Raw genomic sequence first — 18,070 nt, 5'->3', positions numbered from 1 at the left:
GCCGGCGGCATTGTAACGGGCGCAGGCGAGCCTGCAGTCGTGCTGCAATACGTTGATGCAAAACGAGAAAAAATGCAGCAAGCAGCTCAGTGCGCAGCCTGGGCGTGCTCGATGATCAACTGTGCCGAAACGACACCTCGCCAGGCATTGGGTTCCAGTCGGTAGGCTGCCTCGATGTATTCGGGCAACAGCTCCGACTGGCCGAACCAGATGGCATCGAAACGCTGGTGGTCACGCTCCAGCGACAGCTTGAGGTGCTTGCCCTTGAGCAAGCGCTGGTCGCGCACCACGAAGCGGTCGAGGAAGGAGGGGGCCGGGAATCCCGCTCCCCAGACCTGGGCCTGCAGCATCAAGGCCACATCTGCGTTGGCAAAGATACTTTCGAGGGAGCCATCGGTTTCGATCTGGGGATCGAACTGGCTGCGGCCGGTCAGGGTCTGGACGGCCTCGTCGAATGCATCACGGAAAAAAGGCAGGTCATCGCGGCCCAGTGTCAGGCCGGCTGCCATGGCATGGCCGCCGAACTTGCGGATCAGTTGCGGATGACGTTTGGAGACGAGATCCAGTGCATCACGCAGGTGCACATCGGGAATGGAACGACCCGAGCCTCTGATTTCGTCGTCGTCGGCCGGTGCGAAGGCCAGCGTGGGCTTCCAGAAGCGTTCTTTCAGGCGTGCGGCGACCAGCCCGACTACGCCCTGGTGCCAGTTGGGATTGAAAACGCAGACACAGGCGCTCTGGCTGGCCTCGGTGCTTTCCATGGCCTGCATGGCTTCGTCGCGCATGACGGTTTCGATGCTGCGGCGTTCGCGATTGATGGCATCGAGCTCATGGGCAATCTTTTCGGCCAGGGCGTCATCGTCGGTGATCAGGCAGGTGATGCCCAGACTCATGTCGGCCAGGCGACCGGCGGCGTTGAGGCGCGGGCCTACGGCAAAGCCCATGTCGAATGCGCTGGCGCTGCGTGGATCGCGTCCTGCCACGGCAAAAAGTGCCCGTATGCCGGGTTGCATGCGGCCCTTGCGGATACGCGCCAGTCCCTGGGAAACGAGCAGACGATTGTTGTCGTCGAGGCGGACGACATCGGCCACGGTGCCGAGCGCGACCAGGTCGGCCAGTTCGTCGAGTCGTGGGCCGCCGTTGGCTGGGTAGACACCGCGCTGGCGCAATTCGGCACGCAACGCCAGCATCAGATAAAACGCGACGCCGACGCCTGCCAGATTCTTGGACGGAAAGCCGCAGCCCGGTTGGTTGGGATTGACGATGGCCAATGCGTCCGGCAGCGTGTCGCCAGGCAGGTGGTGGTCGCTGACGATGACCTCGATGCCGGCCGCACGCGCAGCCTCGACGCCATCGATGCTGGCGATGCCGTTGTCCACAGTCAGGATCAGATCCGGTTTGCCGGCATGGTGCCGGCAGGCCAGTTCGACGACCGCAGGAGATAGCCCATAGCCGGTCTCGAAGCGGTTCGGCACCAGGAAATCGACCTGCCCACCCATGGCACGCAGTGCCCGCAGGGCAACTGCGCAGGCCGTGGCACCGTCGCAGTCGTAGTCGGCGACGATCAGGATGCGTCGACCGGCTGCCAGCGCGTCGGCCAGCAGGCTGGCCGCCTGCTGATTGTGGGTCAACTGGGCGGGTGGGTGCAGCCGGTCCCAGCCGAGTCGCGCCTGTTCCGCACGGGTAATGCCGCGCGCGGCCCACAGGCGGGCCAGCAGGGGGTGAATGCCTTCGGCTTCGAGTTGCCGGGAAGCTGTGTCATCGCCGGGGCGAAGCGTCAAGCGGGGAGAGACCACCAGGTAATCCAGTCGTGTTTCGGTTTGGGAAGCCAGCGGCGCCAGCCGTGGCGGGCCGGGCGATTCAGGGTGACGATGCGGTCACTGCCTGTCAGGACCAGGGTCAGTGGCTGGCCGGATGCGGCATCCAGTTCCTGACTCAAGGGGGCCAGTTGGTGGTCGAGTTGTTCCAGCTGTCCGATCCAGGTATTCCAGTCGCCCTGGGTATAGGCGGGCAGCAGATCCTCGAACAGGGTGGCGGCCTGGGGCGGCGTATTACCTGACTGATAACGGGTACCGCCATACAGCCACAGGCTGTTGAGTGCGGTCTGGCCACGCTCGGCGCGTGCCAGGTTGACGGGATGCTCGTGCCAGGTCATCTGGATTTCATTGAGCAGGCGTCGCCAGGGCTGGGGCAATTGGCGTGGGGGACACAGAATGTCCATGCGCTGACCTGCCAGCATGTCGGGCGTGCCGAGGTGTTGACAGTTCCAGGCCTTGGGCACCTGGATCTGCCATGTTTGCGGTGTCAGCATGTGTGCTTCGATACCGTCGCCCTCCAGCAAAGGGTGGATGGCATCGAACAATGCGGTGCTTTCTTCACGGCCGGGATCTAGGGCAGAGGGCGGCAGCAGGGTGGCCCCTTCGCTGCCCAGCGCCAGATGCACCAGGTCGACCAGCCAGACCGGACGGTCAGCGGGCGGGTTCTCGGGCAGGGCCGACAGCGCCTGCGACAGACGCCAGGGGCCGAGGGCTGCGCCCAGGGGCTGCCCTGGCTGCGCAGCATAGCCGGCCTGCTCGAGCAGCCAGCCCTCGTAGGGCGTGCAGCCATTGCGGCGGATATCGAAGGGCCGGATTTCGCGACGCGATTGCGCCATCCAGGCAACCAGCGTGGGCGCGATGGAAGGCAGTCGCGCAGCCAGGGAGGCGGAGACAGGGGAGGACGGCAAAGCGCCGGGCAGAACGATCAGCATGGGGGGATTGTAGATTATGATGCAGGCAATCAGGCGGCTGGACCCGCTCCCAATTGTCAAACACGTTCATGGACACGGTTGGAATCGACGATGTATGAATTCTGGATAGGTGCGCGCTACTCGGGCATGGCCTGGCTGCGCCGCTTCAAACGGCGCGGTGCTGCCGGCCGCGACCGTTTTGTGTCGTTCATTGCGGTCAGTTCCATGGCGGGCATCGGCCTGGGCGTGGCGGCATTGATCGTGGTGCTGTCGGTGATGAATGGCTTCCAGAAAGAAGTGCGCGACCGGATGCTGTCGGTGCTGCCCCATATCGAACTGTTCGTGCCGGGTGCCAGCCCTGCCGTGACGCTGCCACGCTGGCGCGAGCTGGTGACTGATGCCGAACGGAACCCTGCCGTGCTGGAAGGGGCTCCCTTCGTGGCCGCGCAGGCCATGCTGGCCCGGGGCCAGGCGCTGCGCGGCGTGCAGGTGCGCGGCGTGGATGCAGAGTATGAAGGCGGGGTTTCCGATCTGCCCGCTCAGATGGTGCAGGGGCAGTTGTCCAACCTCAAGCCGGGTGGCTTCGGGATTGTGCTGGGGCAGGAACTGGCAGGTTCCATCGGCGTCGGCGTGGGTGATACGCTGCTGCTGATGGCACCGGAAGGCAGCATCAGTCCGGCCGGCATGACGCCGCGCATGCGTCAATTCACCGTGGTGGGCTTGTTCGCCAGCGGACATTATGAATACGACTCGACCTTTGCCTTTGTGCAGGTCGAGGATGCGGCGCGGGTATTTCGCCAGGGGGCGGTGGCCGGGGCGCGACTGCGCATCTCGGACATGCAGCAGGCACCACGCGTGGCAGCACAGTTGCCGGCCGTCCTGCCGCCGGACGTCCTGGCGCTGGACTGGTCACAGAACAACCGGGCCTGGTTCGCAGCGGTTCAGACCGAAAAGCGCATGATGTTCCTGATCCTGGCGCTGATTGTGGCCGTGGCTGCCTTCAATCTGCTTTCTTCTCTGGTCATGACGGTCAAGGACAAGCGTTCGGACATTGCCATTCTGCGTACCCTGGGTGCCAGCCCGGCGTCGGTGGCGCGCATCTTCCTGGTGCAGGGGGCGCTGATCGGCATTGTCGGTACCGTGCTGGGCGTGGCCGGCGGTACGCTGGTGGCCCTCAATGTCGATGTTATCGTGCCTGCCATTGAGCGGCTGCTGGGCGTGCATTTCATTCCGCAGCAGATCTATTTCATCAATCAATTGCCGTCCGATCCGAGAGCGCCCGATATCCTGATGATCGGTGGCGTGTCCCTGCTGCTGTCTTTCGTGGCAACCCTGTATCCGAGCTGGCGCGCCTCGCGCCTGCAACCTGCGAGCGTGCTGCGCCATGACTGATCGTTCCGTTTCCATTGCCTCGTCCACCCAGGCAGGCGGACAGTTGCCCGTGGCCCTGCGTGCCGTCGATGTCTGCAAGGCCTACGATGAGGGGCCGGTCCGCATCCAGGTGCTGGATCACGTCAATCTCAGTGTCGCGGCCGGTGAGATGGTTGCGATCATCGGAGCATCCGGGTCTGGCAAGAGCACACTGCTGCATATCCTGGGGTTGCTTGACGCGGCCGACAGCGGCCGTGTCGAAGTTGCCGGAGTGGCGGGCATGGGGCTGTCCGAGTCGCAGCGCAGCGCTTTGCGCAACCGCAGCCTGGGTTTTGTCTACCAGTTCCATCACCTGCTCAACGAATTCTCCGCTGTCGAGAACGTGGCCATGCCGCTGATCGTGCGCCGCATGCCGCGCCATGAGGCGCGGGCACAGGCGCTGGCGGTGCTGGAGCAGGTCGGGCTGGCAGCGCGTGCCGAACACTATCCGGGCCAGTTGTCGGGGGGTGAACGTCAGCGTGTGGCGCTGGCACGGGCGCTGGTGACGCGACCTGCCTGCGTGCTGGCCGACGAGCCGACCGGCAATCTGGACCGTCATACGGCCCATGCCATGTTCGATCTGCTGGAACGCCTCAACCGGGAATCGGGCACGGCGTTCATCATCGTGACCCACGACCCGGAGCTGGCGTCGCGTGCCGACCGTCGCCTGGTCATGAGCGAGGGACGTCTCGAGGCAGAGCAGGCCTGAAATACAGGCCTGGCATACAGGTGGATTCGCTTGCACAGGCGCTCTGCCGCGCCATGACTGGACTGTACGGATGCTGATAGATACGCACTGCCACCTCGATGCGCCGGAGTTCGATACGGACCGTGCGGTGCTGATCCAGCAGAGCCTGCAGGCGGGCGTGGATCGCATCGTGATTCCCGCCGTGGCCAGGTTCAATTTCGAGACGGTGCGCAATGTGGCCCATGCGTGGCCCGGTGGTGCCTATGCGCTGGGCATTCACCCGCTATATGTGCATCGCAGCGAAGATGCCGACCTGATGGTATTGCGTCAGGCCATCATGCAGTCCATGGACGATCCCCGCTTCGTGGCGATTGGCGAGATCGGGCTGGATTTTTTCGTGGCGGACATTGCGGTCGGTGCGGCCCGTGCACGTCAGGAACATTTCCTGAAAGCCCAGTTGAAAATGGCCGCCGAGTTTGGTCTGCCGGTCCTGCTGCATGTACGCCGGTCCCAGGACAGCGTGCTCAAGTACCTGCGGCAGACGACGGGGCTGCGTGGCGGCATTGCTCATGCCTTCAACGGCAGCGAGCAGCAGGCCCGTGCCTTTATCGAACAGGGCTGCGCGCTGGGGATAGGCGGGGCGATGACTTTTGAGCGGGCTCTGCGCATCCGCCGTCATGCCGCCCAGATCGATCTGGCACACCTGGTGCTGGAAACCGATGCACCGGATATTCCGCCAGCCTGGCTGGGACGGGATCAGGCGGGTGCTGTGGCCGCTGGATTGCAGCGCAATGCGCCAGCCGAGCTGGCCGGCATTGCTCAGGCACTGGCGGTGTTGCGGCAGGTGTCGGTGGAGACGATCCGGGGGGCGACGACTGCAGCGGCTTGCAGGGTGTTGCCGAGATTGGCCAGCCGATAAGGCGGCAGGTCCCGGTGGAGATCGTCTTGCATCAAGATGCATGGATCTCCGCGATATACAGGCATGCATGGGTCGCGCGCAGTTTGAGCGGAGTCGCCAGGTTTGTGACCAGCAGGCCCTGGTCTGTGCGCAGCGAGCCACTCAGGCTGCCATCCATCGTGTTGTAGTCAAGCGTACCTGTATTGCACCAGATGAGCAGATTGTCGGCCAGAGGTGCGATCTGCTCCTGTCCTGCCAGGTGTCTGTGCTGCAGGGTATGGCTGAACAGTCCTCGGCGTGTCATCAGATTGAAATCCGTGATCTTGCTGCCCACCAGGCTGGCCCGTATGGGGACTTCGCCTGGAAAGGAGGCGGGGGAAGAGCAGGGGCGCAGCGTTATTTTTTTCTGGGCATCGTACAACTCCATGCCATCTCCAGACAGGACCGCCAGACTGCGGTCGACTCCAGGAAAGGCTGAAAAAGGCCCGGGATGCGTGACCTGTGCGCAACTGATACGCCAGCCAAAATCTTCGAGGCTGGCATCGCAAGGGTATATCGCCAACTGCTGGGTGCTGCCAAGACCGTTTTTCCATGGATGGGTCGCGAGTGTGGCGAGGTCAAGGTGTTCAGCATGCATGATGTGGGTCTGTGCTCTTAATGTATATACATTAATTGGATTGTAAGGTTGCGCCAACCTGCCTGAAATGGTTTTCGTATAAGGGTTTGTACTGATTTGTTTGGTGTTGACTGGGAAAACGTTGGGCTTTTATATTGTATATACAATATGAATGGGACACGGTGTGATGCAAACTCTTCCAGCAGTGCGGCAGCTATGGCGCGATGTCATTCTTTTTGACGGATATCGGCAATGGTCAGAGCCCATGGCGGTATTGGCAGAACAGGGAATCGTGGCGGGGCTGTGGCCCGAGCACGAGTTCGTATCGTCCATGGCGCAAGGTGCCCACGAGGCGGGTCGCGGCGGTGTCATGACACCCGGTCTCGTCGATTGTCATACGCACCTCATTTACGCTGGCGACCGAGCCGGCGAATTCGAACAGCGCCTGGAAGGGGTGAGCTACGAAGAGATCGCCAGGGCAGGTGGCGGCATCCTGAGCACGGTACGGGCGACTCGCAATGCCAGTGAAGAAGATCTGATCAAGAGCAGTCTGCCACGTCTGGATGCCCTGCTGGCGGATGGGGTGACGACGGTTGAAATCAAGTCCGGTTACGGCTTGACTGTCGCTGACGAGTTGAAGATGCTGCGGGTCGCGCGTCGATTGGGTCAGTTGCGACCGGTCAGGATCACGACAACCCTGCTTGGGGCACATGCATTGCCGCCCGAATATGCCAAAGACAGTGATGGCTATGTCGATCTGGTGTGCCGAGAAATGATTCCGTTGGCTGCCCGGCAGCAATTGGCGGATGCTGTCGATGTGTTTTGCGAAGGCATCGGATTTTCCCCTGCCCAGTGCGAACGCATTTTTCAGGCGGCTATTCAGGAAGGGCTGGCCATCAAGATACATGCCGAGCAGTTGTCGAACCTGGGCGGGAGTGCATTGGCAGCCCGGTATGGTGCCCTGTCGGCGGATCATGTCGAGTATCTCGATGAGGCGGGTGTCCAAGCCATGGCAGAGGCGGGCACGGTGGCCGTTTTGTTGCCGGGTGCCTTCCATGTGTTGCGCGAAACGACGCTGCCGCCCATCGATGCCTTGCGTCGGCATGGTGTGCCGATGGCTGTGGCGACAGATGCCAATCCGGGCACATCGCCGATTTGCATGCCGACTCTGATGCTCAATATGGCCTGCACCCTGTTCCGCTTGACACCGCGTGAGGCGCTGGCTGGCATGACGCGGCATGCCGCCCAGGCGATCGGCCACCCTGAGCTGGGGCATATTGTGCCGGGAGCACCCGCCGACCTGTGCATATGGGATATCAATCAGCCTGCGGAGCTGGCTTATGCCATCCAGGCCGGGCGTTTGCGTCAGCGTGTCTTTGGGGGAGTTGTACAGAATGTCCGATAAGGAAATCTCAATGGCGAGCTGGCAGGGGCGTGTGGACCCGGAGCCCGATAGTGCGCGTTGGCACCAGCGTATCCTGCCCTGGCGTGCGGGCAGTGTGCCAGGCGTGGTGCTGGTGGGATTCGCCTGCGATGAGGGTGTCCTGCGCAATAAGGGCCGCGTTGGCGCTGCGGCCGGGCCGCTGGCCATCCGCAAGGCGTTGGCCAGCCTCGCCTGGCACCAGCAGCGGCCTGTCTACGATGCGGGTGACATCACGTGCCCGGATGGCGATCTGGAGTCTGCCCAGGCACGCCTGGCAGTGCGAGTCAGCGAGGTGCTTGCCGAGGGGCATCAGCCGATTGTGCTGGGCGGGGGCCATGAGGTGGCCTATGGCAGTTGGACTGGCCTGGCGACATATATGGGAAGTGGCGGCGTTGTGCCACGCATCGGCATTGTGAACTTTGATGCTCATTTCGATCTGCGGGATCCTGCGAACGGTCCTTCGTCGGGAACGCCCTTTGCCCAGATTGCAGCACAGTGCACGATGCGTGGCTGGCCTTTTCACTATGCCTGCCTGGGTATCAGTCGTGCCAGCAATACCCAGGCGCTTTTTGCCCGGGCTGCAGCGCTGGGGGTTTGGGTACGGGAAGACCATGAAATCCGCGAGTCGACACTCCCGCAGATTGCAACGGAGCTGGATGCCTTTGTGGCGGAATGCGATGTGCTGTACCTGACACTGGATATTGATGTGTTGCCAGCCGCAGAGGCACCTGGTGTCAGCGCGCCGGCTGCACATGGCGTCAGCCTGCCCTTGCTGGAACCGCTGCTGGCCCGGCTCTGCAAGAGCGGCAAATTGCGGGTGATTGATCTGGCCGAACTGAATCCGAGTCATGACATTGATGGCAGAACGGCCCGCACGGCAGCACGGCTGATTCACCGCTTGTCCCTGATGTCCTGATATGCCCGATCAAATCGTGCGGGTGCCTGATCGCTTGTTGCTCGGGCAGGTGCTCTGTGTCTTCCAAGACTGCACAGCATAGCCAGCCCGGTGGCCTGTTTTTTTTCCGATTTTTCTTTTTACCCATCAAGGAGTCTGTCATGACCAAGTTCCGTGACATTGAAATACGTGCGCCGCGAGGCAGCAAACTCAACGCGAAAAGCTGGCTGACTGAAGCGCCGCTGCGCATGCTGATGAACAACCTGGACCCGGAAGTGGCCGAAAACCCGAAGGAGCTGGTGGTCTATGGTGGTATCGGGCGTGCGGCCAGAAACTGGGAATGCTACGACCGTATCGTAGAGACACTGAAAGAACTCAATGATGATGAAACGCTGCTGGTACAGTCCGGCAAGCCCGTGGGCGTGTTCAAGACGCATGCCGATGCGCCGCGTGTGCTGATTGCCAACTCCAATCTGGTGCCGCATTGGGCGACCTGGGAGCATTTCAATGAGCTTGATGCCAAGGGTCTGGCCATGTATGGGCAAATGACCGCAGGCAGTTGGATTTACATCGGCAGTCAGGGGATTGTGCAGGGCACTTACGAAACATTTGTCGAGGCAGGACGCCAGCATTATGGTGGCGATCTGACTGGACGCTGGGTGTTGACTGCCGGGCTGGGTGGGATGGGAGGCGCACAACCCCTGGCTGCAACCCTGGCAGGGGCGTGCTCTCTGAATATCGAGTGCCAGCAGAGCCGTATCGATTTCCGGCTCAAGACACGCTATGTCGATGAGCAGGCCAGTGACCTCGATGACGCCCTGGCACGCATCAAGCGCTATACGGAGGAAGGCAAGGCCGTGTCGATCGCCTTGCATGGCAATGCTGCCGAAATCCTGCCGGAACTGGTGCGTCGGGGAGTACGTCCGGATATGGTGACCGACCAGACCAGTGCCCATGATCCGCTCAACGGCTATCTGCCTGCTGGCTGGACCTGGGCGCAATATCGCGAGCGCGCCGTGAGCGAGCCTGCTGCAGTCGCCAGGGCTGCCCGCCAGTCGATGGCGGTGCACGTGCAAGCCATGCTGGATTTTCAGAAGCAGGGCATTCCCACGTTCGACTATGGCAATAACATCCGGCAGATGGCCAAGGAGGAAGGCGTTGCCAATGCCTTTGACTTTCCGGGATTCGTGCCGGCCTATATCCGCCCATTGTTTTGTCGGGGTATCGGTCCGTTTCGCTGGGCCGCACTTTCCGGCGATGCGCAGGACATCTACAGGACGGATGCCAAGGTCAAGGAACTGATTCCCGATGATGCACACCTGCACCGCTGGCTGGACATGGCTCGTGAGCGGATCAGTTTCCAGGGGCTGCCTGCCCGTATTTGCTGGGTCGGACTTGGCCTGCGCGCCAAATTGGGTCTGGCATTCAACGAGATGGTGCGTTCCGGGGAGTTGTCAGCACCCATCGTGATCGGCCGTGATCATCTGGATTCAGGCTCCGTGTCCAGTCCCAACCGGGAAACCGAAGCGATGCAGGATGGCTCGGATGCGGTGTCGGACTGGCCCTTGCTCAATGCTCTGCTGAACACGGCGGGCGGTGCGACCTGGGTTTCCCTGCATCATGGTGGTGGCGTTGGCATGGGGTTCTCACAGCATTCGGGGATGGTCATCGTCTGCGATGGAACCGATGCGGCTGCCGCACGGATTGCCCGTGTCCTGACCAATGATCCAGGCACGGGTGTGATGCGGCATGCCGATGCAGGTTATCAGGAAGCCATAGATTGCGCCCGGGAACAGGGGCTGAACTTGCCGATGCTGGGACGATGACGGCAATCTGAGTGTGTGCAGGGACGCCTGGCTGGAATCGTTTTGGCCAGACGTCGCTTGCCTGGGGAAAAATCTTATACCAAGGCCAAAAAATGAGTCAAAGTTTGCGCAAACGCTTGGATATCGCTGTATTTCTGCCTACCTCTCTCATCATTTTGTCTGCCGCCGTGTTGGGCCTGGTGGATAACGAGATGCTGGTGCGCATTGCCAAGGGCATCTTTTATTTTGCACTGTCCGATTTTGCCTGGTTATATCAACTGGCGGCCTTTGCGGCCTTGGTGCTGACTGGCTATATTTTCTTTTCCAAGGCAGGCAATATCAGGCTGGGTGGGCCTGATGCAAAGCCGGTGTTTTCGCTGGCCTCGACTTTTGCCATGGCCTTGAGTGGCGGCATTGCCACGGGAGTCGTGACCTACTCGGTGAATGAGCCGATCATCTACCTTGGCAATGTCTATGGAGAGATTGCAAACCAGGATTTTTCACCCGTCAGCAATGAGGCAGCGATTTTTGCGATTGCACGCAGTTTTCACAACTGGAGTTTCATTCCTTACGCGATCTACTCGGTCGTGGGGTTGATGATTGCCTACACGCATTTCAATGCGCGGCGTGATTTTTCGATTGCCGCAACGCTGGCCCCAGTGCTGGGAAGCATTCAGGAAAAGCCTGCGGTGCGCTCGGGGATCAGCATCATGGCGGTACTGGCGATTGCCCTGGGGCTGGCGTCTTCGTTTGGTGCCGGGCTGGCCCTGATCGGCTCCGGCCTCGAATCTCAGTACGGCATTGTGTCTACTCCGTCCAGTTGGCTGGTGCTGACGCTGGTGACTGCTTGTGTATTCCTGGTTTCGGCATTGTTCGGGCTGCGGCGCGGCATGAAGTTCATGTCCCATGTGAATGCATTTGTCTTCTATGCCTTTCTGGTGATCCTGCTGGTGGTGGGCCCGGTCAGCTATATCTTCAGTCTTTCCACGACTGCCCTGGGTTACTGGCTGGACAACTTTTTCCTCTGGTCGTTTGATACCGGCTTCCACGGTGGCGAAGCCCTGGTGTCGTGGTGGACGATGTATGACTGGTCCATCTGGATTGCCTATGCGCCACTCATGGGTTTGTTCCTGGCACGGATCAGCTATGGCCGGACATTGCGTGAGTTTTTGCTGATCAACTGGATTGCACCGTCCATTTTCGGGATGGTGTGGTTTTCGATATGGGGAGCCTCGGCCATTCAGTGGCAGATGGATGGCACGCTCGATCTGGTGAAAATCGTGACAGAGGGCGGTGCGGTAGCGGGGCTCTGGAGTTTCCTGCAGCATTTGCCATTCGCCTGGATCCTGGTACCCCTGGCGATCCTGACCCTGGTGGTTTCATTCGCCACGGCTGCTGATGCGATGACTTCCACGATTGCGGCAACCTGCGTCAAGCGGATTACAGCAGAAGAGGAAGCACCTAAAGTGCAGAAAGTGTTCTGGGGCATCCTGATCAGTGTGATTGCGTATGTCATGGTGGCGTTCGGTGGGGGTGCCCAGGGTGTGGACGGGATCAAGTTCCTGGCTGCGGCGGGGGGATTCTGCGTGCTGTTCCTGTTCATTCTGATAGTGGTGTCGGCGATACGCCTGTTTGTGGGGCGTGGCATGTTGCCGGGCCAGGATGAGGTCGTTGCAGGCAGCAAGGAGAAAATGTGATGAATCAGGTCATTATCGGTTCTCGGGAACCATCCTGGATGGACGTGGTGCATGTGGCTCGTGATGGCTGGATGCTGTCACTGGATGAGCCGGCGTGGTTGCGGATCCGACGGGCACGGGCCGCAGTGCTGGAACTGGCCAATTCCGGCCGGCCTTATTACGGTATCAACACAGGGTTGGGGGCATTGTGCGATGTCGTGCTGGAGGCCGGGGCACTGCAGCGCCTGTCGCGCCATACCTTGATGAGCCACGCCTGCGGAATCGGGCAGCCGCTGGCGGCCGAACAGGTACGTGCCATCATCTGTGCGGCAGTGATCAATTACAGCCACGGCTGCTCGGGTGTCAGCGAGACCGTGGTACATGCGCTGTTGCAGTTGCTGGAGCATGACGTGCTGCCCGAAGTACCCGCCGAGGGCTCGGTGGGGTATCTGACGCATATGGCGCATATTGGTCTGACGCTGATCGGAGAGGGGCAGGTACGTCATCGCGGTGAACTGATGCCTGCCGGCAAGGCCTTGTCTGCCATCGGGTTGATGCCGGTCGTACTGGGGCCGAAAGAGGGGCTGTGTCTGGTGAACGGGACACCGGCAATGACGGGCCTGGCCTGCCTGGCGCTAGATGATTCGCAGGCTCTGGCAGATTGGGCGGATGTCGTGGCGGCCATGAGTTTCGAGGCGTTGGGTGGGCAGGTTGATGCCCTGGATGACGAAGTGGCCATTCGCAAACGGCAGCCTGGCGTGCGTGTCAGTGCTCGCCAGGTGCGTCACATGCTGGCGGGCAGCGCCCGGCTGGATGCGTGCCAGGGCTGGCATTTGCAGGATGCGTTGAGTGTCCGTGCCATTCCGCAGGTCCACGGTGCCTGTCGGGACCAATGGCAACATGCTGCCGCGCAGGTCAATGATGAACTGGCTTCGGCAACGGACAATCCTCTGGTGATCGAGCGGGATGGCATGTTCAGAATTGTTTCTCAGGCCAACCCGCATGGGGAGTCCGTGTCCATGGCGTGCGATCTGCTGGCCATCGCGGTGTGCGAGTGGAGCAGTATTTCCGAACGGCGCAGCTATCGGCTGGTGACGCCTCAGGCAAATCGGTTGCCCCCTTTCCTGACCAGGGATGGCGGGGTCAAGTCGGGCATGATGATTGCCCAGTACAGTGCCGCATCGCTGGTGGCGGATAACAAGCGTCTCGCCGTGCCGGCCGTGGTGGATAATTTCCTGACTTCAGGCTTGCAGGAGGATCATCTGTCACTGGGGGAGTGTGCGGTGCTCAAGTTGGGCAAGGCTGTCGACAATGCCTTCCATGTACTGGCGATTGAGTATCTGTTGGCGGCACAGGCATTTGACCTGATCGAGGAGCGACCCTTCGGGCAGGGAACGGCGCATGCCTGGCGATGGCTGCGTGAGCGTATCGCGTTTTATGAAGAGGACCATCCCCTGTCGGAAGATATTGCTGGCGCGTGCCTGTTGATGCGTCATCAGGACGGCAGGGAGGCGCTGGGTTCATGGCTGGTATAGATAGCGTTTTCAGGCAGCCTGGCGCGGCGGGTCGCCGCAGCGCCAGGCTGATATAACGAGCACCGTTTCCGGTCGTGGGCTGGGGATGGATGACGGACGCGCTATCATTCGCCATCGGATGCCGTACCAGGAGACTTCGTGAGCCGTTCCGCCCTGCCTCGCTATAAAGCGATCGAGGATTTCTTGCTTGAGCATATCAAGAGGGGGGAGTACCCCGTCCATCACCAGATTCCGCCAGAGGAACAACTGGCCCGCGATTTTGAAGTCAGCCGCATGACGGCGAACAAGGCGATCAATAATCTGGTTCAGCAAGGTTATCTGGTACGCCAGGCCGGCCTGGGGACGTTTGTCACGGATCGCAAGTCGGAGTCTTCACTGCATGAAGTGTTGAATATTGCGACGGAGGTCCGGGGCCGTTGCCATGACTATAGCAACGACGTGCTTCGTTGCGAGGCCATTGAGGCCGATGACGAGGTGGCACTGCGGCTTGGTCTGCGGCTGGGGGCCAAGGTTTTTCACAGCATACTGGTACATCGCGAAGAGGGGGTACCCATACAGCTGGAAGACCGCTTCGTGAATCCGCGTTGGGTGCCGCATTACCTGGAAAGCGATTTTTCACGACAGACGCCTAATGAAGTGCTGGTGAAAAGCTGTCCAATCAGCGATGTCGAGCATGTGGTGGAGGCTATTCATGCCGATATCCAGACCGCCACGTGGCTGGATATCGCCCCTGGGGCCGCATGTCTTTCCATGATCCGGCGGACCTGGTCGGGAGAGCACCTGGTCAGTTATGCCAAGCTGATTCATCCAGGTACACGCTATAAATTGCGCTCCGGTACACAGCATGCTGCGCAGATGCGTGTGCATGGCAAATAATGCCGTGCGTGTGACTGCAAGAACAGCCGCGCCAAAATGACGCACTGAACGCGCCATCTCCCATTTCCCCGGCTAGCATGCCGGCAGACGGTGGGAGATCTCAATGACAGGTCGAGGAGCGGCAGTCGTGTTCGTGCTGGGCACGGCCTGGGTACAGCATTGGTCGGCCTTGCCGCCTCGACTGCTGGCCTGGGGATGCCTGTTGCTGGCTGGGCTCTGGAGCCTGGGTTGCTGGTGCCGGGCTGCCTGTCTCCAGCGTCGCGACCGCGCTGGCTGCCACCGGCGGCGACTCTGGCAAGTTGCCGGACTGTGGGGCGCAGCATGGGGGCTGGCAATCGGGCTGGCGCATCTGCAGGCACTTGATCGCATGGCGCAGTCCCTGCCTGCCAGTGAACAGGATCAGGTCTTTCGGGTGACACTGCGCGTGGTCAGCCTGCCCGATGCCGATGCAGGGCAGGTCCGGTTCGAGGCCGAGGTGCTGGACAGCCGGCCTGCGGGCTTGCCTGGACGCATCCAGGTTGCCTGGTATGCACCTGGATACCGGTCGGTCGAACGAGGCGCTCCTGAGGGCGAGAGGGCAACCGGCAGGGATGGGCAGGCTGGGGCCGAGTCGTCGTTGCCAGAGGTGGTGCCTGGGCAGGTCTGGCGCATGGCGCTGAATATGCGCAGCCCGCATGGCAGCCGCAATCCACATGGGTTTGATTACGAAGGCTGGATATTTCAGAAGGCGATCCGTGCTGTGGGTACGGTGCGTGGCACCCCGGTTATGCAGGATCGTCATGTGGTGCCTTCGTGGTCGATTCGGGTGCAGCAGGTTCGGCATGCGGTGCGTGCGGGCATGCAGCATCATCTGGCCGGATCGCGCTACGGCGCAGTGCTGGTTGCCCTGGCCCTGGGGGATCAGGCCGGCGTGCCGGCACAAGACTGGGCGACCTTCAATCGCAGCGGCATTACCCATCTGGTTTCCATCAGTGGGCTGCATGTCACCATGGTGGCCGCGCTGGGCGGTGGGCTGGCGCTTTATCTCTGGAAAAGGCTGTCCTGGCGTGGGGTGCCGCTGGCTGCACGCTGCCCTGCGCAGATACCGGCAGCCTGCTGCGCCTTGTGGGTGGCCTGGCTGTATTGTCTGTTGGCAGGCTGGGGCGTGCCGGCCCAGCGGACTTTTTTCATGCTGGCGGTGGTGGCTGTGTGCGCCTTGCTGCAACTGCCACTCAGCCTGTCGCGGGTATTGGCCCTGGCTGCCGTCATCGTGCTGTTGTTTGATCCGTGGGCGGTGCTGGCGCAAGGGTTCTGGCTGTCTTTCGGAGCCGTGGGCGTGCTGATGCTGGCGTCCCAGGGGCGCTGGCTGTCTCGTGATGCCGCGCAGGTCAGCCAACGAACGTTACACTTCGGACGAGATGCTTCAGGCGAGGTACCCGGTACGGAAGCGGACCGGGCCTGGCAGGAATACGTTGAGTTGTTCAGCCCGCCAGCGATTGCCGTATCTCGTGCCGAGCGTTGGAACACGGCATGCTGCCATGTCGCCCGGCAGCAGGTCAGCAGTCTGTGGCAGGGTACCCGGCTGCAACTGGCCATCAGCATGGCGCTGGTGCCGGTGCTGGCTGCCATGTTCCAGCAGGTGCCTCTGCTGTCGCCTCTGGCCAATGCGTTGGCGATTCCGCTGGTCAGTTTCCTCGTGACACCGCTGGCATTGATCGGGGCGGCCTTGGGCATGTTGCCCGCGTGGGGACAGGGTATGGCGGCACATGTGCTGGATATGGGGCAGGCTATCTTCGCTGTGTTGATGTTGTGGATAGACTGGTTGTCGAGCTTCGAGGCGGGGCTGCTGGATACGGCTGCAGCCCCGTGGTGGCTGACTTTGCTGGGCGTGATGGGAGCCATCATCCTGTTGCTGCCTGCGGGGGTGTTCGGAAAACTGTGCGGAGTGACCCTGCTGATGCCGGCCCTGTTCTGGCGGCCGGAAGCGATGACCCCTGGGAGCTGGAGTCTGACGGCGCTGGACGTGGGGCAGGGATCGGCCATTGTCGTGGCAACAGCGCGGCATGCGCTGCTGTTCGATACGGGGCTGCCCTATGGCCCAGGGAATGATGCAGGCGAGCGGGTGGTGTATCCCTATTTGCGGGCAAGTGGTATCAAGGGTCTGGATGTGCTGGTGGTTTCCCATGCCGACAGCGATCATGCGGGCGGTTTGCCGGGGCTGCTGCGACATGTCCCTGTGCGCTACGGTTTTGCCTCGTTTGATCTGGCCGCGCAGCGCTTGCCAGCGGATGCCGGGTTGCCAGCGCACAGATTGCCTTGTCGGGCAGGGATGCACTGGGAGCTGGATGGTGTCCGATTCCGCTTTCTGAATCCGCAGGGCACGGACGCGTTGCCCATTCGTTCAGGCAATGCCCAGAGCTGCGTGCTGCAGGTCGAGGGGCAGTATCACCGTGCATTGCTGACGGGCGATATCGGTGTGCAGGAAGAACGTCTGCTGGTGGAAAACGAGGGGCAGCAACTGCGCAGCGAGGTGGTGCTGGCCGGCCATCATGGGGCGCGGACATCGTCCGGCAATCGGTTCGTCCGTGCGACGGCCGCACGTCACGTCATCGCTCAAAGCGGACGCTTCAACCGGTTTGGGCATCCGCATCCCGATGTCGAGCAGCGCTGGCAGCAGGCTGGCGCGAGATTCTGGCGTACGGATCTGGAAGGGGCCGTGATGGTACGCTCCGATGCGACCGGCCTGGCGGTGCAGGCCGAGCGGCAACGGCGGCGTCGCTACTGGCAGGGGAACATGCCTTGACTGCTGCCGAACAGTCTATCGCGGCGTGTCTTCGCCCAGCGTTTCTTCTTGCCCGTAGTACTTGACGCCGATCTTGATGCGCTCGCGGCCATGCTCGCGACGCCAGCGGTTGGTGTCGCGCAGTGAGTACACGCAGCCGCAGTATTCCTGCTGGTAGAACTCTTCGCGCTTGCTGATCTGGATCATGCGCTGCGAACCGCCGCCCTTGCGCCAGTTGTAGGCCCAGTAGACCAGATCGGAGTAGCGGGCAGCGGCACGTTCGCCGCAGTCGTTGATCTGGTTCATGTCTTTCCAGCGCGAGATGCCGAGAGCACTGGTCAGCGTGTCGAATCCATGCTCGTGTGCATAGAGCGCAGCACGCTCGAAACGCATGTCGAAGCAGACGGTGCAGCGTTCGCCACGCTCGGGGGCGTCTTCGAGGCCCTTGACACGGTCGAACCAGTTGTCCATGTCGTAGTCGGCATCGATGAAGGGGATGTTGTGCTTCTGCGCGAACCGGATGTTTTCTTCCTTGCGGATTTCGTATTCGCGCACCGGATGGATGTTGGGGTTGTAGAAGAAAATGCTGTAGTCGATACCCGAGGCCGTCATGGCTTCCATGACTTCGCCGGAACAGGGCGCGCAACAGGAGTGCATCAGCACTTTGCTGCGGCCTTCGGGCAGTTCGAGTTTGGTACGTTTGAAATCGGTCATGGCTCTGTCCGGCGCAACGGGCCGGCCTGGGCTGATGGACAATCT

At 61.5% G+C, this 18,070-nt stretch carries 14 protein-coding genes; 10 read left to right on the top strand and 4 right to left on the bottom strand.

What is annotated here, in order from left to right; all coding sequences use genetic code 11:
- Positions 1-86 precede the first annotated feature (86 nt).
- The gene (gene recJ / locus DD235_RS09275; protein ID WP_109061784.1) at positions 87-1,796 is read right to left on the bottom strand and encodes a single-stranded-DNA-specific exonuclease RecJ; all 1,710 of its coding nucleotides are present in this window, start codon (positions 1,794-1,796) and stop codon (positions 87-89) included.
- Positions 1,778-2,749 (bottom strand): hypothetical protein, encoded by a 972-nt coding sequence (locus DD235_RS09270; protein ID WP_146193479.1) that lies wholly within the window; start codon positions 2,747-2,749, stop codon positions 1,778-1,780. The genes recJ and DD235_RS09270 overlap by 19 nt, the downstream gene beginning before the upstream one ends.
- A 90-nt stretch (positions 2,750-2,839) precedes the next feature.
- Here DD235_RS09270 and DD235_RS09265 point away from each other — a divergent pair, with 90 nt between their 5' ends.
- The 3 genes from DD235_RS09265 (at position 2,840) to DD235_RS09255 (ending at position 5,745) form a co-directional block, all read left to right on the top strand.
- Positions 2,840-4,120, top strand: a complete 1,281-nt coding sequence (locus tag DD235_RS09265) for a lipoprotein-releasing ABC transporter permease subunit (protein WP_420810456.1) — start codon at positions 2,840-2,842, stop codon at positions 4,118-4,120.
- A complete protein-coding gene (locus DD235_RS09260; RefSeq protein ID WP_109061782.1) occupies positions 4,113-4,847 on the top strand; it encodes an ABC transporter ATP-binding protein in 735 nt (244 codons plus the stop codon). The genes DD235_RS09265 and DD235_RS09260 overlap by 8 nt, the downstream gene beginning before the upstream one ends.
- Before the next feature lie 70 nt (positions 4,848-4,917).
- Positions 4,918-5,745 carry a TatD family hydrolase gene (locus DD235_RS09255; RefSeq protein WP_109061781.1) on the top strand — a complete coding sequence of 276 codons (828 nt, stop codon included), beginning with the start codon at positions 4,918-4,920 and terminating at the stop codon, positions 5,743-5,745.
- Positions 5,746-5,776: 31 nt separating this feature from the next.
- On the opposite strand, the gene DD235_RS09250 is transcribed toward DD235_RS09255, so the two are convergent.
- Positions 5,777-6,361, bottom strand: a complete 585-nt coding sequence (locus DD235_RS09250) for a HutD/Ves family protein (protein ID WP_109061780.1) — start codon at positions 6,359-6,361, stop codon at positions 5,777-5,779.
- Positions 6,362-6,527: 166 nt separating this feature from the next.
- Here DD235_RS09250 and hutI point away from each other — a divergent pair, with 166 nt between their 5' ends.
- The 7 genes from hutI (at position 6,528) to DD235_RS09215 (ending at position 17,332) form a co-directional block, all read left to right on the top strand.
- Positions 6,528-7,745 carry an imidazolonepropionase gene (gene hutI, locus DD235_RS09245; protein WP_109061779.1) on the top strand — a complete coding sequence of 406 codons (1,218 nt, stop codon included), beginning with the start codon at positions 6,528-6,530 and terminating at the stop codon, positions 7,743-7,745.
- Positions 7,746-7,755: 10 nt separating this feature from the next.
- The gene (gene hutG, locus DD235_RS09240; RefSeq protein ID WP_239990098.1) at positions 7,756-8,679 is read left to right on the top strand and encodes a formimidoylglutamase; all 924 of its coding nucleotides are present in this window, start codon (positions 7,756-7,758) and stop codon (positions 8,677-8,679) included.
- Positions 8,680-8,819: 140 nt separating this feature from the next.
- Complete coding sequence (gene hutU / locus DD235_RS09235) at positions 8,820-10,484, top strand: urocanate hydratase (protein ID WP_109061777.1); 1,665 nt, start codon at positions 8,820-8,822, stop codon at positions 10,482-10,484.
- A 104-nt stretch (positions 10,485-10,588) separates the two neighbouring features.
- Positions 10,589-12,160 (top strand): BCCT family transporter, encoded by a 1,572-nt coding sequence (locus DD235_RS09230; protein WP_204524222.1) that lies wholly within the window; start codon positions 10,589-10,591, stop codon positions 12,158-12,160.
- A complete protein-coding gene (locus DD235_RS09225; protein ID WP_109061775.1) occupies positions 12,160-13,674 on the top strand; it encodes an HAL/PAL/TAL family ammonia-lyase in 1,515 nt (504 codons plus the stop codon). Before DD235_RS09230 ends, DD235_RS09225 begins: the two co-directional genes overlap by 1 nt.
- Before the next feature lie 138 nt (positions 13,675-13,812).
- On the top strand, positions 13,813-14,550 hold the full coding sequence (hutC, locus tag DD235_RS09220; RefSeq protein WP_109061774.1) for a histidine utilization repressor: 738 nt from the start codon (positions 13,813-13,815) through the stop codon (positions 14,548-14,550).
- A 103-nt stretch (positions 14,551-14,653) separates the two neighbouring features.
- Positions 14,654-17,332: a DNA internalization-related competence protein ComEC/Rec2 gene (locus DD235_RS09215; protein ID WP_109061773.1), complete on the top strand. Its 2,679-nt coding sequence runs from the start codon at positions 14,654-14,656 to the stop codon at positions 17,330-17,332.
- A 15-nt stretch (positions 17,333-17,347) separates the two neighbouring features.
- Here DD235_RS09215 and DD235_RS09210 read toward each other — a convergent pair whose 3' ends face one another.
- Positions 17,348-18,025: an epoxyqueuosine reductase QueH gene (locus tag DD235_RS09210; RefSeq protein ID WP_109061772.1), complete on the bottom strand. Its 678-nt coding sequence runs from the start codon at positions 18,023-18,025 to the stop codon at positions 17,348-17,350.
- Positions 18,026-18,070 lie beyond the last annotated feature (45 nt).

This window comes from Corticimicrobacter populi (assembly GCF_003123725.1).
Taxonomy (GTDB): domain Bacteria; phylum Pseudomonadota; class Gammaproteobacteria; order Burkholderiales; family Burkholderiaceae_B; genus Corticimicrobacter; species Corticimicrobacter populi.
Note: the sequence above shows the minus strand (reverse complement) of the source record. Positions and strands in the feature narration are given on the sequence as shown.

Coding starts and splice junctions, on each gene's coding strand:
- DD235_RS09270 (WP_146193479.1), bottom strand. CDS start 2,749: ATGCTGATCGTTCTGCCCGGCGCTTTGCCGTCCTCCCCTGTCTCCGCC.
- DD235_RS09265 (WP_420810456.1), top strand. CDS start 2,840: ATGTATGAATTCTGGATAGGTGCGCGCTACTCGGGCATGGCCTGGCTG.
- DD235_RS09260 (WP_109061782.1), top strand. CDS start 4,113: ATGACTGATCGTTCCGTTTCCATTGCCTCGTCCACCCAGGCAGGCGGA.
- DD235_RS09255 (WP_109061781.1), top strand. CDS start 4,918: ATGCTGATAGATACGCACTGCCACCTCGATGCGCCGGAGTTCGATACG.
- DD235_RS09250 (WP_109061780.1), bottom strand. CDS start 6,361: ATGCATGCTGAACACCTTGACCTCGCCACACTCGCGACCCATCCATGG.
- hutI (WP_109061779.1), top strand. CDS start 6,528: ATGCAAACTCTTCCAGCAGTGCGGCAGCTATGGCGCGATGTCATTCTT.
- hutG (WP_239990098.1), top strand. CDS start 7,756: ATGGCGAGCTGGCAGGGGCGTGTGGACCCGGAGCCCGATAGTGCGCGT.
- hutU (WP_109061777.1), top strand. CDS start 8,820: ATGACCAAGTTCCGTGACATTGAAATACGTGCGCCGCGAGGCAGCAAA.
- DD235_RS09225 (WP_109061775.1), top strand. CDS start 12,160: ATGAATCAGGTCATTATCGGTTCTCGGGAACCATCCTGGATGGACGTG.
- DD235_RS09215 (WP_109061773.1), top strand. CDS start 14,654: ATGACAGGTCGAGGAGCGGCAGTCGTGTTCGTGCTGGGCACGGCCTGG.
- DD235_RS09210 (WP_109061772.1), bottom strand. CDS start 18,025: ATGACCGATTTCAAACGTACCAAACTCGAACTGCCCGAAGGCCGCAGC.